This window comes from Brevibacillus formosus, assembly GCF_003013405.1.
Classification (GTDB): domain Bacteria; phylum Bacillota; class Bacilli; order Brevibacillales; family Brevibacillaceae; genus Brevibacillus; species Brevibacillus formosus.
This window is the reverse complement of record NZ_PXZL01000001.1, coordinates 549473-569203: the sequence shown is the minus strand read 5'-3', so window position 1 is coordinate 569203 and position 19731 is coordinate 549473. Positions and strand designations below refer to the sequence as shown.

The 19731-nt window shown below is 46.0% G+C and carries 24 protein-coding genes; all 24 read right to left on the bottom strand.

What is annotated here, in order from left to right; all coding sequences use genetic code 11:
- Window positions 1-16: 16 nt before the first annotated feature.
- The 24 genes from flhB to hslU all read right to left on the bottom strand — a co-directional run bounded on the left by flhB (window position 17) and on the right by hslU (window position 19719).
- Window positions 17-1114: a flagellar biosynthesis protein FlhB gene (flhB, locus tag C7R91_RS02755; protein ID WP_047067895.1), complete on the bottom strand. Its 1098-nt coding sequence runs from the start codon at window positions 1112-1114 to the stop codon at window positions 17-19.
- On the bottom strand, window positions 1111-1893 hold the full coding sequence (gene fliR / locus C7R91_RS02750; RefSeq protein ID WP_047067897.1) for a flagellar biosynthetic protein FliR: 783 nt from the start codon (window positions 1891-1893) through the stop codon (window positions 1111-1113). Before fliR ends, flhB begins: the two co-directional genes overlap by 4 nt.
- A gap of 3 nt (window positions 1894-1896) precedes the next feature.
- Window positions 1897-2166: a flagellar biosynthesis protein FliQ gene (gene fliQ, locus C7R91_RS02745; protein WP_007719290.1), complete on the bottom strand. Its 270-nt coding sequence runs from the start codon at window positions 2164-2166 to the stop codon at window positions 1897-1899.
- Window positions 2167-2196: 30 nt separating this feature from the next.
- Window positions 2197-2958: a flagellar type III secretion system pore protein FliP gene (fliP, locus tag C7R91_RS02740; RefSeq protein WP_047067899.1), complete on the bottom strand. Its 762-nt coding sequence runs from the start codon at window positions 2956-2958 to the stop codon at window positions 2197-2199.
- Window positions 2955-3635, bottom strand: a complete 681-nt coding sequence (locus tag C7R91_RS02735; RefSeq protein ID WP_047067901.1) for a flagellar biosynthetic protein FliO — start codon at window positions 3633-3635, stop codon at window positions 2955-2957. The genes fliP and C7R91_RS02735 overlap by 4 nt, the downstream gene beginning before the upstream one ends.
- Complete coding sequence (locus tag C7R91_RS02730) at window positions 3635-3997, bottom strand: response regulator (protein WP_007719294.1); 363 nt, start codon at window positions 3995-3997, stop codon at window positions 3635-3637. Before C7R91_RS02730 ends, C7R91_RS02735 begins: the two co-directional genes overlap by 1 nt.
- A gap of 34 nt (window positions 3998-4031) precedes the next feature.
- Window positions 4032-5399 (bottom strand): flagellar motor switch phosphatase FliY, encoded by a 1368-nt coding sequence (fliY, locus tag C7R91_RS02725; protein WP_047067903.1) that lies wholly within the window; start codon window positions 5397-5399, stop codon window positions 4032-4034.
- Window positions 5392-6387, bottom strand: coding sequence for a flagellar motor switch protein FliM (gene fliM / locus C7R91_RS02720; RefSeq protein ID WP_017249321.1), 996 nt, complete (start codon window positions 6385-6387; stop codon window positions 5392-5394). Before fliM ends, fliY begins: the two co-directional genes overlap by 8 nt.
- A 39-nt stretch (window positions 6388-6426) precedes the next feature.
- Window positions 6427-6882, bottom strand: a complete 456-nt coding sequence (locus C7R91_RS02715) for a flagellar basal body-associated FliL family protein (RefSeq protein ID WP_047067905.1) — start codon at window positions 6880-6882, stop codon at window positions 6427-6429.
- 15 nt (window positions 6883-6897) lie between these two features.
- Window positions 6898-7119 (bottom strand): flagellar FlbD family protein, encoded by a 222-nt coding sequence (locus C7R91_RS02710; protein ID WP_017249323.1) that lies wholly within the window; start codon window positions 7117-7119, stop codon window positions 6898-6900.
- A 70-nt stretch (window positions 7120-7189) separates the two neighbouring features.
- Window positions 7190-8008: a flagellar basal body rod protein FlgG gene (gene flgG / locus C7R91_RS02705; protein ID WP_047067908.1), complete on the bottom strand. Its 819-nt coding sequence runs from the start codon at window positions 8006-8008 to the stop codon at window positions 7190-7192.
- Window positions 8009-8109: 101 nt separating this feature from the next.
- Window positions 8110-8505: a TIGR02530 family flagellar biosynthesis protein gene (locus C7R91_RS02700; protein ID WP_047067910.1), complete on the bottom strand. Its 396-nt coding sequence runs from the start codon at window positions 8503-8505 to the stop codon at window positions 8110-8112.
- A gap of 24 nt (window positions 8506-8529) precedes the next feature.
- Window positions 8530-9753 (bottom strand): flagellar hook-length control protein FliK, encoded by a 1224-nt coding sequence (locus tag C7R91_RS02695; protein WP_047067912.1) that lies wholly within the window; start codon window positions 9751-9753, stop codon window positions 8530-8532.
- Between the two features lie 61 nt (window positions 9754-9814).
- The gene (locus C7R91_RS02690) at window positions 9815-10717 is read right to left on the bottom strand and encodes a MotE family protein (RefSeq protein WP_047067914.1); all 903 of its coding nucleotides are present in this window, start codon (window positions 10715-10717) and stop codon (window positions 9815-9817) included.
- A 12-nt stretch (window positions 10718-10729) separates the two neighbouring features.
- Window positions 10730-11176, bottom strand: a complete 447-nt coding sequence (fliJ, locus tag C7R91_RS02685; protein WP_047067916.1) for a flagellar export protein FliJ — start codon at window positions 11174-11176, stop codon at window positions 10730-10732.
- A gap of 1 nt (window position 11177) precedes the next feature.
- Window positions 11178-12497 carry a flagellar protein export ATPase FliI gene (gene fliI, locus C7R91_RS02680; RefSeq protein ID WP_016743320.1) on the bottom strand — a complete coding sequence of 440 codons (1320 nt, stop codon included), beginning with the start codon at window positions 12495-12497 and terminating at the stop codon, window positions 11178-11180.
- Window positions 12494-13312, bottom strand: a complete 819-nt coding sequence (gene fliH / locus C7R91_RS02675) for a flagellar assembly protein FliH (protein ID WP_047067918.1) — start codon at window positions 13310-13312, stop codon at window positions 12494-12496. The genes fliI and fliH overlap by 4 nt, the downstream gene beginning before the upstream one ends.
- On the bottom strand, window positions 13296-14309 hold the full coding sequence (gene fliG / locus C7R91_RS02670) for a flagellar motor switch protein FliG (RefSeq protein WP_007719331.1): 1014 nt from the start codon (window positions 14307-14309) through the stop codon (window positions 13296-13298). The genes fliH and fliG overlap by 17 nt, the downstream gene beginning before the upstream one ends.
- Before the next feature lie 12 nt (window positions 14310-14321).
- On the bottom strand, window positions 14322-15911 hold the full coding sequence (gene fliF / locus C7R91_RS02665) for a flagellar basal-body MS-ring/collar protein FliF (RefSeq protein WP_047067920.1): 1590 nt from the start codon (window positions 15909-15911) through the stop codon (window positions 14322-14324).
- A gap of 30 nt (window positions 15912-15941) precedes the next feature.
- Complete coding sequence (gene fliE, locus C7R91_RS02660) at window positions 15942-16238, bottom strand: flagellar hook-basal body complex protein FliE (protein WP_047067923.1); 297 nt, start codon at window positions 16236-16238, stop codon at window positions 15942-15944.
- Between the two features lie 18 nt (window positions 16239-16256).
- Window positions 16257-16715: a flagellar basal body rod protein FlgC gene (flgC, locus tag C7R91_RS02655; RefSeq protein ID WP_047067924.1), complete on the bottom strand. Its 459-nt coding sequence runs from the start codon at window positions 16713-16715 to the stop codon at window positions 16257-16259.
- A 2-nt stretch (window positions 16716-16717) separates the two neighbouring features.
- Complete coding sequence (gene flgB, locus C7R91_RS02650) at window positions 16718-17128, bottom strand: flagellar basal body rod protein FlgB (RefSeq protein WP_047067926.1); 411 nt, start codon at window positions 17126-17128, stop codon at window positions 16718-16720.
- 373 nt (window positions 17129-17501) lie between these two features.
- A complete protein-coding gene (gene codY / locus C7R91_RS02645) occupies window positions 17502-18281 on the bottom strand; it encodes a GTP-sensing pleiotropic transcriptional regulator CodY (RefSeq protein ID WP_016743316.1) in 780 nt (259 codons plus the stop codon).
- A gap of 40 nt (window positions 18282-18321) precedes the next feature.
- A complete protein-coding gene (hslU, locus tag C7R91_RS02640; protein ID WP_304363575.1) occupies window positions 18322-19719 on the bottom strand; it encodes an ATP-dependent protease ATPase subunit HslU in 1398 nt (465 codons plus the stop codon).
- Window positions 19720-19731 lie beyond the last annotated feature (12 nt).

The following is a 19731-nucleotide window of genomic DNA, read 5'->3' as shown; positions in this document are numbered from 1 at the left end:
GTCATCCTCCTTCCATTTATTTCACTTTCCCTTGCAGCTTGTAGACGTACGCGAGAACTTCCGCGACCGCTTTAAACATCTCTTCGGGAATTTGTTGCCCAACTTCAACTTGACTATAGAGAGCCCGGGCCAAGGGCTTGTTTTCCATGGTAACGATACGATGCTTTTTCGCTACTTCCCTTATTTTTAATGCTAGATAGTCTTGCCCTTTGGCGATTACCGTCGGTGCACTCATCGCACTTGCGTCATAGCGAACGGCAACGGCAAAGTGAGTCGGGTTCGTAATAATGACATCCGCTTTGGGAAGCTCCTGCATCATACGGCGAATGGCCATGCTTCTTTGCCGTTCACGAATCTTCCCTTTGATGAGCGGATCACCTTCCGCTTGTTTATGCTCGTCCTTTAGATCCTGTTTGGACATCCGCAGATTCTTTTCATGCTCATAACGCTGATAGGCGTAGTCCAGAATCGCGAGAATGAAAAGCAATAACCCGAGATAGATTCCCAGCTTTGTCACCTCTTCGGCAGTAAACGATAAGACTGCTCCGATAGACAATAAGGAAAGCTGTACAACTTGTTCCTTTGCATTCCACAAAATAACGTACGCGACGTATATGCCTGCGCTTATTTTTAATAAAGACTTCAGCAGCTCTACGAGCGAGCGTAAGGAAAAAATTCTTTTTGCCCCTTTAATCGGATCGATCTTTTCCAACTTCATTTGAAGGGGCTCTGTACTAATTAACCAGCCTACCTGCATGTAGTTCACCGCAAATGCGACAAGAAAACTCAAGCCTAGGATAGGTCCTACAATTTTTATCGCTTCAAATACGAGCTGCATCACAATGACTTTTAAATTTTCTTCATTTAATTGCCACGTGGTGTATGTAATCAATGACTCCCGCATCAAATCTTGAAAGGTGCCTAGCATGGTAGATCCAAGCATCATTAACAGAAAGAAAAATGCTGTCAAAGATAGGGCTGGGGAAAGATCCTGACTTTTCGCGACCTGCCCTTTTTTTCGTGCGTCTTGCTTTTTCTTGGGCGTAGCTTTTTCTGTCTTTTCCCCATTAAAAAATTGAAGATCTACTTGATAAGAAAGCCTCAATTGATTCATGGTGATCCTCCGAGCGATTTCATCATTTCTGCAAGTGCCCGGAACATGTTCCCAAACAATCCGTTCAGGGTCAGCAAGAACGCAGGCATTACCACGATAAGCAGTAAAAACCCGGCAAGCAGTTTAATGGGCAAACCCACTACAAAGATATTAAACTGCGGGACAGATTTGGCGATAATACCAAGAGAGAGATCAACCAGAAACAATGCAACGACAATCGGTGCCGCAATCATAAACGCACTCGTAAACATCGTTTGAAATGTTTTTACTGCTGTCATCATGACGTTTTCGCTTCCGAAAGCCGCCCACATGATGTCCACCGGTATAACCTGGTAGCTGCTTATCACACCTCGTATCAGCATGTGATGCCCGTCAATACTGAAAAAGTACAGGACGGCGAGAATGTTTTTGAAGTTACCTGTCACCGGGATATATGCACCCGTTTTAGGGTCAATCACGTTTGCCATTGCAAGACCCATCTGCATATCCATCAGTCCGCCGGCAACCTGAATGGCGATAAACATCATTTCACATATGTAACCAAGAATGACACCAACAAGCGCTTCTTTCATGACATACAGAATAAATGTCAAATCCATCGGAATCTCGCCTTGTATCGGTAAGGATTGGAAGCTGATGACGGCAATGATAAACGCTAGAGCGATTTTAAACTGATTCGGTACCCCACGAATGGAAAAGAACGGAGCCGTTACAAAAAAGGCACTCATTCGGACAAAAACAAGCAAGAATACGGGCAGATACATCAGAAAAAGATTCATATGCTACCCAACAAAACGATGAAGGTTACCGAAGATCCCCATCGTAAAATCAAGCAGTACCCGAAGCATCCATGGACCAGCAGCCAAGATCACGACAAATACGGCCACGATCTTTGGAATGAATGCGAGTGTCTGCTCCTGAATTTGTGTCGTTGCCTGAAAGACACTGACCATCAAACCGACCAGCAAGGCGACCCCAAGTGCGGGTGCCGAAATCAGCAGGATGGTATAAACAGAGCTTTGGGCAATCTGCATCAGTAATTCTTGTGTCATGCTCTACCTCCTGAGGCATTCGGAATGTCGCTAAAAACTGGTCAAAAGTGATTTCACAATGAGATACCAGCCGTCCACCATGATGAACAATAAAATCTTAAACGGCAATGAAATCATAACCGGCGGTAACATCATCATCCCCATCCCCATCAAAATACTAGAGACGATCATATCAATTACGAGAAATGGAATGAATATCATAAAGCCGATCTGAAAAGCCGTCTTCAATTCACTAATGGCAAAAGCAGGTACCAGCGCATTTAATGGAATATCTTGGATTGATTTTGGTCGTTCGGCTTTTGTGTATTCCAGAAAAAGTGCTAAATCCTTTTCACGCGTCTGCTTTGCCATAAATTCCTTAAAGGGTATGACCGCTGCGTCTAATGCCTGCTGTTGCGTTAGCTTTCCTTGCATAAATGGCTGCACGGCTGTTTCGTTTACTTGTCCAAGTGTCGGAGCCATTATGAAAAATGTCATAAATAGCGCAAGGGCAATCAATACCTGGTTCGGTGGCATTTGCTGAGTTGCCAACGCATTTCGTACAAAAGACAAGACAATGACAATTCGCGCAAAACTGGTCATTAAAAGCAAAATCGCTGGAGCTACAGATAATACTGTCAAAATCAGTAACAGCTGAATGGCCGTCGATGTCTCCTGCGGTGTTCCTGTTCCGCCGCCTATCTTCAAATCAATGCTCGGAACAAGCGGTGTCCCCGCTGGCGCCGCCATGACCATATCAGGTACGGATAGCAACACTGCGACAAGCATCAGCACCTGCAAAAAATATTTCATTTTTGGTCCCCTCTGTCCTGAGCTTGCTCTGTCTTCCAATGTTCTGTTTGGTGTGGACGATTTTTCAAGTCGTTCCATTGACCCTGCAACAGATCTTGAAAGCTTTTGCCGTCCATATCAGAAGAAAACAAGATTTCTTCTTCAGCCTGCTTTTTCTTACCGAACGGGAGCCATTCGAGAGAGAATGGGCTTTTCATCGGTTTGATCTCTGCGTCAGCCAAGATCAAATCTACCTCTTCACCCGGTTCGATCCTACGAAGCAATTGAACGTTTTCTCCAACTCCCACGATGTACAATGACTCACCGATCATAACAACCTGCAGTGTTTTGCCACTGCCAAGCGCAGTAGCACTAATCACTTTAATCGGTCCATGACTCCCGGCCCCTTGACGTCGACCAAGAAAACGGAGCAATAAAAAGATCAATACTGCAATAAAGCCTAGCGAAAAGATGACTTGAACCAGATACCCGATCATACTTCCTGTTCCGCTGCCCGGAATGGCCGCCGGCTGTTCACTGCCGGCGGGCGCATTGCTAGTTGGCACTTTTCCCTGGTTGTACGCATCCGCTACTGAACCTTCCGCAAAAACGGTACTCGGCAGGGACGAGACGAAAAGCAACAGGATCAGACTGAAGGCTAAAATGAGTCTTGCCCCTGCATTCCGGATCATCATCATTAGCTCATTGTCTTTTTGATCGCTTCTAGAACGCGATCTGCCTGGAATGGTTTTACGATGAAGTCTTTTGCGCCCGCCTGGATCGCATCGATTACCATCGCTTGTTGTCCCATCGCAGAGCACATGATCACGCGCGCGTTAGGATCCAACTTTTTAATTTCTTTCAATGCAGAAATTCCATCCATCTCTGGCATGGTAATATCCATGGTTACCAAATCAGGTCCCAATTCTTTGTACTTTTCAACTGCTTGTGCACCGTCACTTGCTTCCCCTACGACGCTGTACCCGTTTTTCGAAAGAATTTCCTTGATCATCATACGCATGAATGCTGCATCGTCGACGATTAAAACTTTGTTAGACATGAATAGCTCCTCCCTAAACTTCCACTTGATTGGTTTATTGTAATTTTTGAACACGATCTATCTGACTGATGATGTCTGTAACACGAACCCCAAAATTCTCATCAATGACGACAACCTCGCCCTTGGCAATTAATTTGTTGTTCACCAAAATGTCTACATGCTCACCTGCCAGCTTGTCCAACTGTATAATCGATCCAGCGGACAAGTCAAGGATTTCTCTAATAAGCTTTTTCGTACGTCCTAACTCAACTGTTACTTGTAATGGAATATCGTGAAGCAAGTTCAAATTTTGTATGTCTCCTGTATACATAGGAGCACCTCCAAGCGGAGCAAATTGTGCTGGTACTACATTCGCCTGATTAGCGGCAGGACCTCCGAAATGCTGTGGTGTTGGCGGAACCATTGGAGGTTGCTGATACATACCTGGGTACGGAGCGTAGCCAGGTGGCATCATTGGTTGTCCATACGCATCAGGATACATCGGCTGCTGTCCTGGGTAGCCCATTGGCTGTGCATAACCCGGCGGTTGCTGATACATCGGCTGCTGCTGTGGCTGTGGCGGCTGCGCTACAGGCGGTACATGGCTCTGTGGTTGCTCTTGTACGCTTGGTTGGGCAGAAGGAGCCGAGAGACTCATAGCAGGCAGAGAAGGCATTTCTATCTCATCTATGAGGGCAGCTGCTGCTTCTTCATCGCCTGCACCTCCAACCAGTCTATCAATCATTTTTTTCGCAAAGGAAAGCGGGAGAAGCTGCATAATATTTGAATCGATAAGTTCGCCTTGCTCTCCTACCTTTAAGCGGAAAGATACTTTCACCAGAGGACTGTCATCATCTGAGAAGCTATCTCCACCCTTTCCTTGCGCCAGATCCATTACGTCAATCCCTGGTGGGGTAATGTTAATGAACTGGTTGAAAATGGTCGACATGGACGTAGCAGCGGAACCCATCATCTGATTCATTGCTTCTTGAACCGCGCTGATATGAAGCTCAGACATTTCCGTGTTCGCTGGCCTACCGTCTCCGCCCATCATCAGATCCGCGATGACTGCAGCGTCTTCCATTCGAATGACTAGCAGGTTAATTCCCTTGAAACCATCTGTATATTCCACGTGGACAGCCACGTGAGGAATCGGAAATTCGCTTTCCAATTCATCGACATTAACTACGGAAACAGTAGGGGTTGTAATATCTACTTTTTGGCTTAACAAAGTAGATAACGCAGTAGCTGCGCTCCCAAAGGAGATATTACCAATTTCTCCGAGTGCATCCTGTTCAAACGGGGACAGAAAATCGGCAACATCCTGGGTCACTGCCGACACAGCTTCCTCTTCGTCCTCAACCAAGTTGTTCGCACGTAACAGCGCGTCAATCTCGTCTTGAGAAAGCATATCTCTACTCATTTTGTTCCTCCCCCTCCTCTATGACTTCATCAATCTGTACGGCGACTCTTCCTTTAAGTGTTCCTGGCTGACCCAAGAACTTTAAGTGGTCGCCAACTTTAATTTTCAACTTGTTGTCGATCGATTGATCTAATTGAATGACATCGCCTTTTTGTAGCTGCAGGAAATCTCCTACTGTAATCGTCGCTGTTCCCATTTCAGCAACAATCGGCAATTTTGCAACTTTAACTCGCTCTTCTACACGCAGGCGCTCTTCTTCATCCCGCGTTTTCTTCTGTTTGGAGAACCAATATTGTCCAGACAGCTTTGTCATGATTGGCTCCAGTACCACGTGAGGCAAACAGAGATTGATCATTCCTGTTGTATCGCCGATTTTGGTACTAAAGGAGATTACCACGACAATCTCATTAGGCGAGACGATCTGCATGAACTGTGGATTCATCTCCAAACCTTCCTGATACGGGTCCAGCTCAATGATTTGCTTCCATGCCTCGTGGAAAGTATCCAGCGCCTTGCCGAATACACGTTCCATCACCGTTGTTTCAATTTCCGTAAGGGCGCCCATCTTTTCCGGAATCGCCCCCTGTCCTCCCAGAAGTCGATCCAACATGGTATAGGCGATGTTTGGATTTACTTCCAAAACCATTCGTCCTTCCAGCGGAGGCGCTTCAAAGATGTTTAAGATGGTCATCTTGGGAATAGAACGTATAAATTCGTCATACGGCAATTGATCGACGGAGGCAACCGTAATTTGCACGAAGGTACGGAGCTGAGCTGAAAAATACGTAGTCAACAGCCTCGCGTAGTTTTCATGGATTCGCGTTAAACCACGGATCTGATCTTTTGAGAACCGCAGGGCGCGTTTGAAATCATATACTTTGACTTTACGCTCAGTTTCTTCCTTTTTCAGCTCGTTGGCATCCATTTCGCCCGAAGATAGGGCGGCCAACAGCGCATCAATCTCACTCTGTGAGAGAACCTCGGCCATATGTCGTCACCTCCTTGCTATGTATACCATAATCGCTTCCTATGACAAGACGCGTTTGGTTGTCACTACTTGAACAATCTTGCCTTCTTGCATCAGGGAGCTGATTTCATTCATGATTTTTGCTTCCAGCTTGTTCACACCTTCAGTTCCTTTTATGTCTTCTGGTGTCAACCCCGCCAATGTTTTAATAATCACCTGATTGACTTGCGGCAAACGCTGCTCCAACTCTGTTTTGGCAGCAGAACTGTCAGCCGTAATGCTAAAGCGTACAATCATATAATTATTCGTTAGCAAGTTCGTAGTAATTTCGCCGGTGTCAACGGAGAACTCTTTCATTTCCTCTGCCGTGAGCGGCTTCACTTCTTGCTCTTCCGTTATGCCTGTTTGCGCAGCCGGAGAGAGATATGTTTGCCAGAGAACAAACGAAATCACTCCCAGTAGCGATATCGCGATGATAATGATTAGAGCCATGTTAAACAATCGATTTTGAAACATCGCTAATGCCTCCCGCTATTCATTTGAATCACCCGGCATTTTCGGTACAGATGTTGCCGGAGGAACATTATGATAAAAAGCCTGAACACGTTCAGCGATGGATTCCACCGAATCCTTCACGATGTACTTTCTGTCGTTGAACAGCGTAATTACGCTATCCGGAGTTGCTTCAACAGTTTCAATGTGAGTGATGTTCAGATAAAAAGTAGAGCCGTTAAACCGAGTTAACTTAATCATTGGCTGCTCCTTTCCGGATTAAGCTGGGGAAGGCTTAGAACACTTCCCCGGCTATTTCCGTTAAACGAAATTATCGTTTCAGGTTCACCAGTTCTTCCAATACTGTGTCAGATGTCGTGATGATCCGAGAGTTTGCTTGGAAACCGCGTTGTGCCACGATCATTTCTGTAAATTCTTCAGAAAGGTCAACGTTGGACATTTCCAGCTGTCCTGCAATGATGCTTACTTTTGCATCTGCTGGTGTCACTGGTGTCATCGGGTCACCATCATTCGCTCCAGCGTTCACTGTGTTTTCGTAAAGATTGTTCCCAATCTTCTTCAAACCACCTGGGTTATTGAAGGTCATGATCCCAATGGTATTTGTAGAGTCTAATGCACCTGTTTCATCCACTGTTGTGATGACTCCGTCTTTTCCGATGGAGTAAGAAACAATCCCATCATTTTGGCTGATCTGAATTACACCCGGATCAGAGTTCATGAGCTTCATCCCTTGGGAATTCACCAGGTACCCCTCTGCATCACGTGTAAAGTTGCCTGCACGCGTATAATAGATCGTGGCCCCTTCATCCGGGCTTACCATAAAGAATCCATCGCCTTCGATAGAAAGGTCTGTTGGCAGGTTGGTTGTCATTGGACTACCAGCAGAGAAGACGGTATCAACGGATGCGATTGAAGCTCCTAGTCCAATCTGAGTTGGGTTAGTTCCGCCTTTCCCGCCAGCTGTAGGTGCCCCAGCCCCTTGAACGTTTTGGCTCAAAATATCTTGGAACATCACGCGGCCCTTTTTGAAACCGACGGTGTTTACGTTCGCGATATTATTACCGATAACATCCAGCTTTGTTTGAAAACCACGCAAGCCTGAAATACCTGAATACATAGATCGAAGCATACTAACTTCCTCCTTTACCTTCTCATTTACAGCGGCTACCTCTGTCAGTCGGTAGCCGAATGGGCTTCCTCAAAAGGAGGTCCAGCCCAGTAAACAGCCACCTACACGAAAATGGCACTGTCAATGTTAGTAAATACGTTATCCTTCATGCTGCCATCGTCTACGGCGGTAATAATTTTCCGATTTACGATGCTCACGACGTAGGCCACATTATCCATCATAATGAGAGACTCTCTGGCGCCTTTGGCGGCTGCTTTTTGCACAGCGGATTCCAAACGCTCCATCTGTTGTCGCTCTAGCGTAATGCCCCGCTCCTGCAAGCGATTGACGGCATGTTGGCTAAAACTAAGTGGCTCCGCCTTGGTTGCAGCGCCAATCGATTCCGTCAAATACTGCTGAAATAACGTGTTGTTTCCCGGAGCGGTTTGGGTAGTAGCTTTTGCGACGTGATTCGTTTTCGGAGGAAAATAGGGTTGCCCCACACGAAAATGGTTCATGGCGCTTCCTCCTTATATCCAATCCTAGACGATGTCGTCAATGCCGCGAGCCGTCTCCCGCAATCGATTCCATAGCACTTCTGTTGATTCATTGCTGTCTACCAAGGCATCGAGAGCAAATTCTTGCTCGTCTTTATCTTGTTGTCGTCGATTCTCTTGTTGTTGTCGTGCCTGTTCACGCTGCTGTTGGAAGTTAAAAGCGGTATCCTGCTGCTGGTTTACCTCCAAGCGATCAACCTGCAAGCCTTGTTGGGTCAAAGCAGCTCGAAGCTGTGGAAGCTGATTGTCCAGCATATCCTTTCCAGCTTGTGTTTCAGCATGGAACTGTGCTGTTATCACACCATTTTGGGAAGTAATTGTTACATCTACTTGGCCCAAGGATTGTGGATTCAGAATCAGCCTCGCCTCATGTACGCCATTATTTTGCGTCAACTGCATCTTGGAGACGAAAAGCTGTGTGACTTGCTGTGTCAGTTGATTGGCGTTCACATGATGTGTTGGAACAGACTGTTGCTGAAAGGTCTGTACAGATTGTGTCTGCGTATTAGATGAAGCAATAATCGGTGTCTGACCATTTCCATTCAACATGCCCTCTTCTGCATTGCCCTCTTGATTCAAAAGGCTGCTTTGAAGGGTAGACTGTACTGTTTGAGACTGAATCCCTGCCTCTTGCTTGTAAGCCGAGAGACCTTGATTCAAGCGCAGTGGAGAAATCGTCTTAAACGAGTCCTGTTGGGTTGTGTTCATGTTTGCCATCACATCGGATCGCAAGTTCAGTCCACTTCGTTTTGACTCCTCCGCACTTCCTTTTTGATTTTTCAGGGATTCGAGAAGAGCTGCCAGCTTGTCCAGTTCGTTTGGTGTTGCTTCCCCTTTTTTCAGGTTAGCTAGAATCTGCTTTAAATCCTCACTCACTTGACCAGCATTTCCTTGCGCTTTACCCAAGAGCTGTTCAATTGCAGTTGCAAACTTTTCTTGGGTGTCAGGCGGTAATTCGTCTTGCGTAGCTTGACCAGAACCAAGCAGTTGGGCAAGTAATGCCATGAGATCAGCTAATGCTAGCATATCCTCTTCACTTAAACCTTCGGACGCAACCGCTGTCTCTTCTGCGTTCCCCACCTGATCCAACACCTGCATCAATTGCATGGAAAACATTTGACCTAAACCCGTTCCTCCCGGATTCACTACGGGTGTCGCTGTAACAGATCCTGCTGATCCTACTGCAGGAGTCAAATTGGCCACATTCATCTCGTTCACCTCCTCTTTTTAATTTGTTGCTTATAGGAACGAAAACAGTTGATTGCTCAATCTATTTTCGAAGCAACTCTGTCGTGATGCGAGCCGCCAGATTGCCATCTTCTTTCTTGTCTTCATTGGCGATCGCAGAGAGAGTTTGTGCGCGTTTATCCACAGGCAAATTCTTCATTAAGGCAATAGCTTGGCCCTGGTTTGTCTGCATAAGCGAACGAATGATAGCTGCAGCATCCGCTGGAGGCAATTGAGCGAACGTCTTTTTCAGATCCTCTGCAGATTCTGAACCATCACGCGTATCACTTAACGCCTTTGCCAGAACATCAACACGTTGTTGCAGAGCTGCGATGTCATCATCTTTGTTCACTACTGAATCTTTTAACAAGATGGAAATATCCGCAGCTTTCTTCGGTTCCATCTTGGCCAAAATGTCTGCCTGTTGTACAGGCTTCATTTTTGTCATGACGGCAACCGACTCTTGCAGTTTTAGATTTTCAATGATGGCCGCCGCATTTTTGGGTGACATGGTTGTATACACTTTCGCCAAATCTGCAAACTGCTTCTGACGCTCTTCCTCAGTCGCACGCTTGTCTTCCATTGCCTTGTTTACATCATCGAGTTGCTTTTCCAGCGCCGCAATGGTGGCATCTTTCTTTGCTGACTCTTCTTTTAAAGAGGTGATCTGCTGCTGGTTTTTTGCTTGATCTTGCTGTAGGGTTGCCACTTGTTTGTCCATGTCAGGTTGTTCTTCTGAGCCGGGAGTTGCTGCATAGTCGTCCGGGACTAATTTTTCCACGTACGGTATGGAGTTAGCCCAGTGGAGAACAGTCCCTAACACGTTTACTCCGAGCAAGCTCAGGAGCACACCGCCAAGGAGGCTGGCAAACAGTGCAGGAATGACAATCATATAAAAGAACCATTCCCACCTGCCGTATTCCCGTTCTTCTTGGATTTCTTCCATTTGGAACCTCCCTCAGTAGCTTCGGCGAAGATAGAGCTGCGTACCGATCTCATCCAACTCTTTTTGCTCTCTTTGCTTCTGGTCGTCCAGAAATTGGTGGAGCGACTTTTCCCGAAGGCGTTGCCATAGCTGGGACTCTTTCATACGTTCCGTCAATCGTGACTGACAGCGTTCCACATCCTGTTCACAACCATGCAAGGTACGCTGCTGATTCTGGATGGATCTCGCAACAGACTGCTGATATTGCGTAATGGAAATGAGCTGCGCAGCACTGCATGTCTGCATCTGTACTTCCTGGAGCTTCATCGTCATCTCGTCATGATGCTCGGTTAGTTGAGAAAGCTTCCACTCTTCTTCGTTTTTACGCTGGATCGACTTTCCGAAAGCCCACTCTGCTTGTTCTTTTTCTTTTTCCTTTAAATCAAGGACCTTTTGGAGATGAAACTGAAACACACGCACGTTAGTTCACTCCTCCGAAATGAGCTGTCAACGCTTGGATAGCGCCCTGCAAAGTAGAAGGTTCATGCGTTCCTTGTGCCGTAAAACCAGAAATGATATCGCGATAGCGAATGGCTGCATCGATTTCCCGATTGCTTCCCGGCTTGTACGCCCCAATATTGATGAGGTCCTCCGCTTCACGAAACGTAGCCAAATGTTTTTTCAGCTGACGAGCAGCATCCAAATGGTTACTATCGACGATTTCATTCATGACACGACTAACACTCGCCATCACGTCAATAGCGGGAAAGTGACCTTTGTGAGCAATTTTTCGGTCAAGAACGATGTGACCGTCCAATATCCCCCGCGCCGCATCCGCAATCGGATCGTTCATGTCGTCTGAGTCAACCAACACGGTATAAAAGGCCGTAATACTTCCCTTATCCGCTGTTCCTGCACGCTCCATCAGCTTTGGCAGCATCGCAAACACCGATGGCGTATAACCACGCGTAGCCGGCGGTTCCCCGATTGCCAGGCCCACCTCACGTTGTGCCATGGCAAAGCGCGTGACCGAATCCATCATGAGCATGACATTCATTCCACGATCGCGGAAATATTCCGCTATGGAAGTCGCAATCATCGCTCCCTTGATTCGAATCATAGCGGGTTGATCGGAAGTAGCTACGACAACAACAGACCGCTTTAGTCCTTCTTCCCCAAGATCGCGCTCGATAAACTCCATGACTTCACGGCCGCGTTCTCCAATGAGACCAATCACATTGATATCTGCCGTAGTATTTCGAGCGATCATTCCCATCAATGTACTTTTTCCTACCCCTGACCCAGCGAAGATGCCGACCCGCTGACCTTTCCCGATGGTAAGAAGACCATCTATCGCTCTCACACCTACACTCAATGGTTCTTGAATGCGCGGTCGAAGGATCGGATTGGGCGGCATATTGTTGGTAGGATAGGACGTCAGCCCAAAAGGCAGTGAACCTTGATAGGGGCGCCCCAGTCCATCGAGGATCGAACCCAATATTTCAGGTCCAACTTTTACATCTAACGATCGTCCTGTCGCGACCACATCACAACCTGGACCAATTTCGGTCAATTCGCCTAGTGGCATGAGCAGCACTTTGTTTTCACGAAAGCCAACCACTTCTGCGATGATCGGTTCCTTTGTGTTAGCCGGATATAGGTGGCATATCTCGCCTAATTTCACTTCTGGCCCTTGCGACTCAATAGTGAGTCCAACAACCTGTGTCACTTTGCCATTCACGCGCATCGGATCTAATCCATGCAGCATGTGCTTGTACTTCGAGAGATCTAGGATGCTCATGGAGCCTCACTTCCTCTGGCAATCGTAAGCAGCGCCTGCTTAATCTCCTCCATTTGTGTATCGATGCGGGCATCGACACTTCCCAAAGCAGTACGGATGACACATCCACCATCTTGTACTGTATAGTCAGGGTAAATGGAGAGCTCTGCTTGTCCATCTAACAATTCCAGAAAACCAGCACGATGCTCGAGCACATAATCAAAGTACTTATGGTTGACGCACACCGTAATCTCGCCATGAACACGGGAGCGGCGGAGTGCTTTTTTGGTCATTTCCAGGACCTGCTCGGGATGCTGTTGCAATTCCTGTCCAATGATTTTTTTAGCAATTTCTATGCTGAGTTCCACTAGGAAAGGCTCCGCCTCAGCGATAATTTGTTTTTTCTCGGCAAACGCCTGTTCCAAAATGGTTTTTGCTTGGTCGAGTGAAGCTGTTTGCTCCTCGTATGCCTCACGTTTACCCGCTTCGAAACCTGCCTCTTGCCCTTCCGTCATTGCCTGCTCTTGCACTTGCTGAAACAATTGCGCAGCTTCCTGACGTTTTTGTTCCCACCATTCTTCCATCTGAGCAAGCGTCTCTTGTCTTACTTGCTCTGCTTGCTCCGCAGCTTGCTGCAAGATGTTTTGCGCAGTTTCTTCTGCATCTGAGATGATCGTTTTCGCTTCGATCTCAGCTTGATTAAAAATTTCCTGATTTTCTTGCAACCTTTCGGCAACTTCTTCCGTCTTAAGTGGTACAGGCGTTACCGAGAGGAGAAAAGATTCCTCAGAAGGCCTATAATTGGCGCTTTTGATGATCCTAGACAATGATATCATCTCCTCCACCGCGGGCGATGATGATCTCACCAGCCTCCTCTAAGCGACGGATAATTGCAACGATACGAGATTGTGCCTCTTCGACGTCGCGAAGGCGAACCGGACCCATAAACTCCATTTCTTCTTTGAACGTATCCGCCATCCGCTTGGACATGTTCCGGAAAATAACTTCCCGAACTTCTTCGCTGGATACTTTGAGAGAAAGTTGCAGATCTGCATTTTCCACATCGCGGATAACGCGCTGAATCGAACGGTTGTCGAGTGTAGCAATATCTTCGAAGACGAACATACGCTTCTTGATTTCTTCTGCCAGCTCTGGATCTTGAATTTCGAGGGAATCCAGAATCGTGCGTTCGGTTCCACGATCGACACCGTTGAGTACAGCCACGATCGCTTCGATCCCGCCTGCCTGCGTGTAATCTTGGGTAACAGTGGCAGAAAGCTTTTGCTCCAATACCTGTTCAACTTGAGCGATTACTTCTGGGGAAGTACTGTCCATCGTCGCAATACGTTTCGCAACCTCTGCTTGACGTTCTTGCGGAAGAGCCGACAGAATCATGGCTGCTTGTTGAGCCTCCAGATAAGAAAGCACCAAGGCTATCGTCTGCGGATGCTCATTTTGGATAAAGTTTAGAATTTGACCTGGGTCAGCTTTTCTAGCAAAGTCAAATGGTCGAACTTGAAGGTTCGCCGTCAAGCGATTAATAATATCCATTGCTTTGGTTTCACCCAAAGCTTTTTGCAAGATTTCTTTGGCATACGTGATCCCACCTTGTGCAATTACCTCTTTGGCAACCGCTATCTGGTGAAATTCAGATAAAATTTTATCTTTTTCATCAGTATCCACTTTTCGCACATTGGCGATTTCTAATGTCAGTTGCTCGATCTCATCCTCACGCAAATGTTTGAACACCTGGGCTGAAACTTCAGGCCCGAGTGAGATGAGGAGGATAGCTGCTTTTTGTCGTCCTGACAACTCTTTAGCGCCGCGAGCCATACCATTCACTCCTTAATCTTCTGCTAACCATGTACGAAGCAGAACAACAAACTCATCTGGTTTGCTTCGCGCCAATTTTTCAAGTTGCTTTCTGACCACTGCCTGGTCTCCATCTTCTTGGTAAATCAAGTCTGGTATTTCGGCCGCGTTTAACGGTGTCAGCAAGTCTGGGAATTCCTCTTCTTCTTGTTGTTGCTTCGCTTGACTGCGTCTGCGATAAACAAGGAAGGCAACAGCAGCAAGTGCCAAGACTGCAATACCACCAACTGTCCAAAGAACAGCAGGACTTAGTACACTGGAATCCTCAATCTCAGCTTTTCCTGAGAACTGACGAGGAAGTACAGAAATATGCTTGTCCAACTCAGCATCCGCTAAATCAGAAGCTTGATCACTTAAAGTGACACGAACAACATTGCGCAGCACTTGTTTAATGCTCTCGAGCGTAGCAGCATCCAACGTTCCACCAGCTGGCGGTTCTACCCCAACGTTGATTGTAATGTCTTCAATCTTGTACGGGCTTGATGTAACATTTCGTGTGATGCGATTTACTTCACGGTTAATCGTGTCATTCAACTCTTCGTATTGACTGTTACTTCCTTGTGGAGTAGCTCCCGGGTAGTTCGGAACTGCATTGTTATTGGTTCCTGCAATTCCCCCTGGAGGTTGACCTTGTCCAGAGAAGGCTTTTGATAATTTTTGAGAAGAAATGATAAGTCCTTCGTTATTCTCTTTGTCAGGTGCCTCAACGATGTTCTCTACGCGATTTTCCTTGTCAAAGTTCATTTTGATGAACGTATGGACGATGACTTTATCGCGTCCCATGATTGTACCCAACAAGTTGTACAGGTTTTGTTGAATTTTCTTTTCAACATCTGCTTTGATTGTTTCCTGTTGCTTAAAGCTACTCAATGTGCCTTCGTTTTCATTGCCTTCCGAACGTTCTAGCGGATTCGAATACTGGTCTGTAATCGCAATCGCGTCCATTGGCAATTTCGGAACGCTTCGGGAAACAAGCAGATAAAGTGAGTTAATTTGCTTTTGATCAAGCGTTGTTCCAGGTTCAACATCGACGATAACGGAAGCCGTCGCTGTATCCGGAGTCTCCGTCACCCAAACGCTTTCCTGCGGCAACGTAATCATCACTTGTGCGGAGCGTACACCTTTTACTCTTTCCAGCATCTTGCGTAGCTCTTGTTGCAAAGCTTCTTTCTTCATGACATCAAATTGGCGATCTGTCACTCCAAGTGTACTGGAGAAAATTTCTGCATTAATTCCTGCTTGACTCGGAATACCTTGTGCAGCCAGATCAACAATGACATCTTGTGCCATTTTTTCTGGAACCTCGATACTTGTACCATTCCCCGTGATACGATATGGAATTTGTGATGCTTCCAACTCTTGCTTGATAGTCCCGATTTCTTGTTCACTCAATCTTTGGTTGTAAAGTGGTTTGTACACCGGCTGAGAAGCGATGTATATGTATAGACCCAGAGAAATCAAGAGGAAGAGCGAAATACCGATAATCATCCATTTTTGTTTCTTGGAAAATTGGTTCCATTTTGATGTAAACCGGTCTTTGTATACTGCTAAACGTTCGTTCATGTTTCACCTCTCAAAGGATACCAACAACGATCAAATCGACATGCGCATGATTTCTTGATAAGACTCAATCATCTTGTTCCTGACCTGCATAGTCATTTGTAGCATAACGGAAGCTTTTTGACCTGCAACAGTCACTTGGTGCAAGTCGGTAATTTCTCCCGCTGCAAACTTGTCGGCAAGATTCGACGATTCTACTTGCGCCTGATTCACTTTATTCATGGCATCCGATAGAAACGATGAGAATTCTTGGGAAACTTCAGCTGGGGTTGGCTTGTTCACACTCGGTGTACGAATTGGCGTTAGTTGGGAGATTGCACTCATTTCCATTCCTTACTGTCACCCGCTTTACTTGATTTCCAATGCTTTTAGCATCATGGATTTGGAAGCGTTCAGTGCTGTCACGTTGGCTTCGTATGATCTTGAAGCGGAGATCATGTCCACCATCTCTTTCATCGGGTCCACATTCGGCATCAAGAGATATCCGTCTTGATCTGCATCTGGATGAGATGGATCATATACTCGCTTAAACGGAGTATTGTCTTCTTGAATCGCTGTGACCTTCACACCTTGTCCACCCCGACTTCCTGAGACTGTCCCCACGGCTGCTTGCAGGAAGTTATCAAATGTTCCATTTGTTTGAGGTGACAACTCCACCATTTTCCTCCGATATGGCTGCCAGGCGCCATCTACGAAGTTTGCTCGAGTGGTTTCCGCATTCGCAATATTGGAAGCAATCGTATCCAATCGCAAGCGGTTAGCTGTTAAGGCAGAAGCACTTGTGTTAATTCCTTGAAACAAGCTCATCTTTATTTACCTCCACCCTCAATTACACTGCGTAGTTTTTGAAAATGTCCTGCTGTCAATTGCGTTAATCCGCTGTACCAAATTTGGTTTTTGGCCAATTCTGTTGTTTCTGTTTCCAAGTCAACATCATTGCCACTGTTCTGAATGAAGTTATTCGGATTGGACACAACCTGTGGTACTGCAACTCCTACATTGCCAAACGGGAGGTGTCTTTGATTGGTCCGATACGCTTCTAACTTGCCATTTCCCGCTCTTGCGTTCAACTCATCTTGCAAAAAGCTCTCGAAGATGACTTGTTGACTTTTGAATTGAGGGGTGTCTATGTTGGCAAGGTTGTTTGCGATCGTTCTATGTCGCAATGTTGCAGCGTCGAGTGATCTCTCCAGGACCTGCAGATGGTAACTATCCAGCATTTTTCCTTCTCCCCCAATATGAGTCAATTATTTTCCCTAAAACCACCTATATTTCCTGTATTTTCGACACCCTAATACGATTCAATCATAGCAAAATCAATTTGGACAAAAAAGCCCCTTTTCATGACGTTTTTCAAAATGATTCAATGGGACTAAATCCCTTATCCTTCCTGTTTTTTTACTGCATTTTACAAGGAATCCATATTCAAACCAACACAAATGTCGAGGCATGCATAAAAAATCAATATATAATTTATGGTAATAATGTGTCGTTTTTTACTGCAACTAGGACTAAAGTCCTATGAGAAAAGGTGCAGCAACATGAGTTGCTACACCTTTTTGTTTACTTTCTTGTAACTTTTGACAAGGTATATTACGAGGTCTTGAGCTTCTCTAGCTCAGGCAGCAGCTTTTCATTCAGCACTTTAATGAAGGTACCTTTCATCCCCAAAGAACGGGATTCGATAACACCCGCACTCTCCAGCTTACGAAGTGCGTTTACAATGACAGAGCGAGTAATTCCTACGCGATCCGCGATTTTGGAGGCTACGAGCAGGCCTTCTTTGCCTTCGAGCTCTTCAAAAATATGTTCAACTGCTTCCAACTCGCTATAAGAGAGGGAACCAATTGCCATTTGTACAACCGCTTTGCTGCGTGCTTCTTCTTCGATTGCTTCAGAACGCTCACGCAAGATTTCCATGCCTACTACCGTTGCCCCTACTTCTGCAAGAATCAAGTCGTCATCGACAAATTGATCGTTAATGCGACCCAAAATCAGCGTACCAAGACGATCTCCTCCACCCATAATCGGAACAAGCGTCGTCCAACCTGTGCGGAATACTTCTTTCATTTCAACAGGGAAAATCGTGTATGGGCTATCTACATCCAGGTTCGCAGATGTTTCATCTACTTTCAGTAACCCCATGCTGTACTCTTCTGGAAAACGGCGCTCTTCCAGCATTTTGCGCATACGGCTGTTATCCATCTCTTGATGAATCGCAAAGCCGAGAAGTTTTCCTTTACGGCTTACAACATAAGTATTTGCTTCAATCACGTCGCTCAAAACTTGGGACATTTCATTGAAGTTCACGGCATGACCCGCGGATTTTTGCAACATGCGGTTAATTCTTCTTGTTTTTGACAGTAGATCCATCTGTATTTCCTCCTAATTATATGTGCTGCCTATCCAATGTTTATAAAATATATTGACTCAAGTCTTTGTTCCCCGCGATTGTACCTAATTTCTGATTAACATAATCGGGGGTAATCTGTACAACTTCTAGGTGGATTTCTGGGGCTTCAAAAGAGAGATCCTCCAGTAGCTTCTCCAATATGGTGTGCAATCTTCTAGCACCAATGTTATCTGTGCTCTGGTTGACCTCAGCAGCGAGACGAGCGAGTTCCTGTATGGCTTCCGGTGTAAATTCAACACGCACACCTTCTGTTTCCAAGAGGGCCACATACTGCTTGAGCAATGCGTTTTTAGGCTCTGTCAAAATCCGGACAAAATCTTCAACGCGCAAGCTAGTCAGCTCTACCCGAATCGGAAAACGACCTTGCAATTCAGGAATTAAATCTGATGGTTTTGCCATGTGAAAAGCACCAGCTGCGATAAACAGAACATAATCTGTTTTGACAGGACCATACTTGGTCATGACAGTTGAGCCTTCCACAATCGGTAAAATATCACGCTGGACCCCTTCACGGGATACATCCGGGCCACGCCCATCCTTACCCGCAATCTTATCAATTTCGTCAATGAAGATAATCCCGTGTTGTTCAGCTCGACGAATAGACTCCTGCGTAACTTCGTCCATATCCACCAGTTTTTGCGCTTCCTGCTGAATTAATACCTTTCGCGCATCTTTTATTCGCAATTTTCGTTTCTTCATCCGCTTAGGCATCAGGCTACCGAGCATATCTTGCATTTGCATCCCCATTTGTTCTGTACCCGGAACCTGGAACATGTCAAACATCGAAGGTGATTGATCTTCGACTTCAATCTCAATCATTTGCTCTTCTAACTGGCCATTCGTCAATTGCCACATGACTTGTCTGCGTTGCTGCTGAATCGACACTTCTTCTTGATCAGAGGTATCCTGCTGCTGTTGCTGCTGTCCACCGAAGAACATCTCCAACGGATTTTTGAACGAGTTCGACTGCTTGCGAGATGGAACGAGTACATTCACAATCGCTTCATTCGCAAGCTTCTCGGCTTTCTCTTTCACCGACTCTACTTTTTCCTGTTTGACCGTACGGATAGAAGCTTCCACCAGATCACGGACCATCGATTCCACATCTCGTCCTACATAACCGACTTCCGTAAACTTCGTTGCTTCTACTTTAATAAAAGGAGCACCTGTCAGTTTTGCAATCCGACGTGCAATTTCCGTTTTTCCAACACCAGTAGGCCCGATCATCAAGATGTTTTTTGGAACAACCTCTTCAATCATTTGCTCTGGCAAACGACTGCGACGATAGCGGTTGCGAAGCGCTACAGCAATAGCTTTCTTGGCTTGTGCCTGCCCGACAATGTATTTATCCAAATGCTCTACGATCTTACGCGGGGTTAATTGCTCAAGATTCAGCACAGTAGGTTCCTC

What these genes read in the sequence shown, in the direction of transcription:
- fliY (WP_047067903.1), bottom strand. Translation starts at nt 5,399, where the DNA reads ATGAGTAGAGATATGCTTTCTCAAGACGAGATTGACGCGCTGTTACGT.
- fliH (WP_047067918.1), bottom strand. Translation starts at nt 13,312, where the DNA reads ATGATATCATTGTCTAGGATCATCAAAAGCGCCAATTATAGGCCTTCT.
- C7R91_RS02695 (WP_047067912.1), bottom strand. Translation starts at nt 9,753, where the DNA reads ATGAATGTGGCCAATTTGACTCCTGCAGTAGGATCAGCAGGATCTGTT.
- C7R91_RS02690 (WP_047067914.1), bottom strand. Translation starts at nt 10,717, where the DNA reads ATGGAAGAAATCCAAGAAGAACGGGAATACGGCAGGTGGGAATGGTTC.
- fliG (WP_007719331.1), bottom strand. Translation starts at nt 14,309, where the DNA reads ATGGCTCGCGGCGCTAAAGAGTTGTCAGGACGACAAAAAGCAGCTATC.
- C7R91_RS02710 (WP_017249323.1), bottom strand. Translation starts at nt 7,119, where the DNA reads ATGATTAAGTTAACTCGGTTTAACGGCTCTACTTTTTATCTGAACATC.
- flhB (WP_047067895.1), bottom strand. Translation starts at nt 1,114, where the DNA reads ATGAATCAATTGAGGCTTTCTTATCAAGTAGATCTTCAATTTTTTAAT.
- C7R91_RS02730 (WP_007719294.1), bottom strand. Translation starts at nt 3,997, where the DNA reads ATGTCTAACAAAGTTTTAATCGTCGACGATGCAGCATTCATGCGTATG.
- codY (WP_016743316.1), bottom strand. Translation starts at nt 18,281, where the DNA reads ATGGATCTACTGTCAAAAACAAGAAGAATTAACCGCATGTTGCAAAAA.
- C7R91_RS02715 (WP_047067905.1), bottom strand. Translation starts at nt 6,882, where the DNA reads ATGTTTCAAAATCGATTGTTTAACATGGCTCTAATCATTATCATCGCG.
- fliQ (WP_007719290.1), bottom strand. Translation starts at nt 2,166, where the DNA reads ATGACACAAGAATTACTGATGCAGATTGCCCAAAGCTCTGTTTATACC.
- flgB (WP_047067926.1), bottom strand. Translation starts at nt 17,128, where the DNA reads ATGCTGGATAGTTACCATCTGCAGGTCCTGGAGAGATCACTCGACGCT.
- fliM (WP_017249321.1), bottom strand. Translation starts at nt 6,387, where the DNA reads ATGGCCGAGGTTCTCTCACAGAGTGAGATTGATGCGCTGTTGGCCGCC.
- fliF (WP_047067920.1), bottom strand. Translation starts at nt 15,911, where the DNA reads ATGAACGAACGTTTAGCAGTATACAAAGACCGGTTTACATCAAAATGG.
- C7R91_RS02735 (WP_047067901.1), bottom strand. Translation starts at nt 3,635, where the DNA reads ATGATGATGATCCGGAATGCAGGGGCAAGACTCATTTTAGCCTTCAGT.
- fliE (WP_047067923.1), bottom strand. Translation starts at nt 16,238, where the DNA reads ATGGAAATGAGTGCAATCTCCCAACTAACGCCAATTCGTACACCGAGT.
- fliR (WP_047067897.1), bottom strand. Translation starts at nt 1,893, where the DNA reads ATGAATCTTTTTCTGATGTATCTGCCCGTATTCTTGCTTGTTTTTGTC.
- flgC (WP_047067924.1), bottom strand. Translation starts at nt 16,715, where the DNA reads ATGAGCTTGTTTCAAGGAATTAACACAAGTGCTTCTGCCTTAACAGCT.
- C7R91_RS02700 (WP_047067910.1), bottom strand. Translation starts at nt 8,505, where the DNA reads ATGAACCATTTTCGTGTGGGGCAACCCTATTTTCCTCCGAAAACGAAT.
- fliI (WP_016743320.1), bottom strand. Translation starts at nt 12,497, where the DNA reads ATGAGCATCCTAGATCTCTCGAAGTACAAGCACATGCTGCATGGATTA.
- flgG (WP_047067908.1), bottom strand. Translation starts at nt 8,008, where the DNA reads ATGCTTCGATCTATGTATTCAGGTATTTCAGGCTTGCGTGGTTTTCAA.
- fliP (WP_047067899.1), bottom strand. Translation starts at nt 2,958, where the DNA reads ATGAAATATTTTTTGCAGGTGCTGATGCTTGTCGCAGTGTTGCTATCC.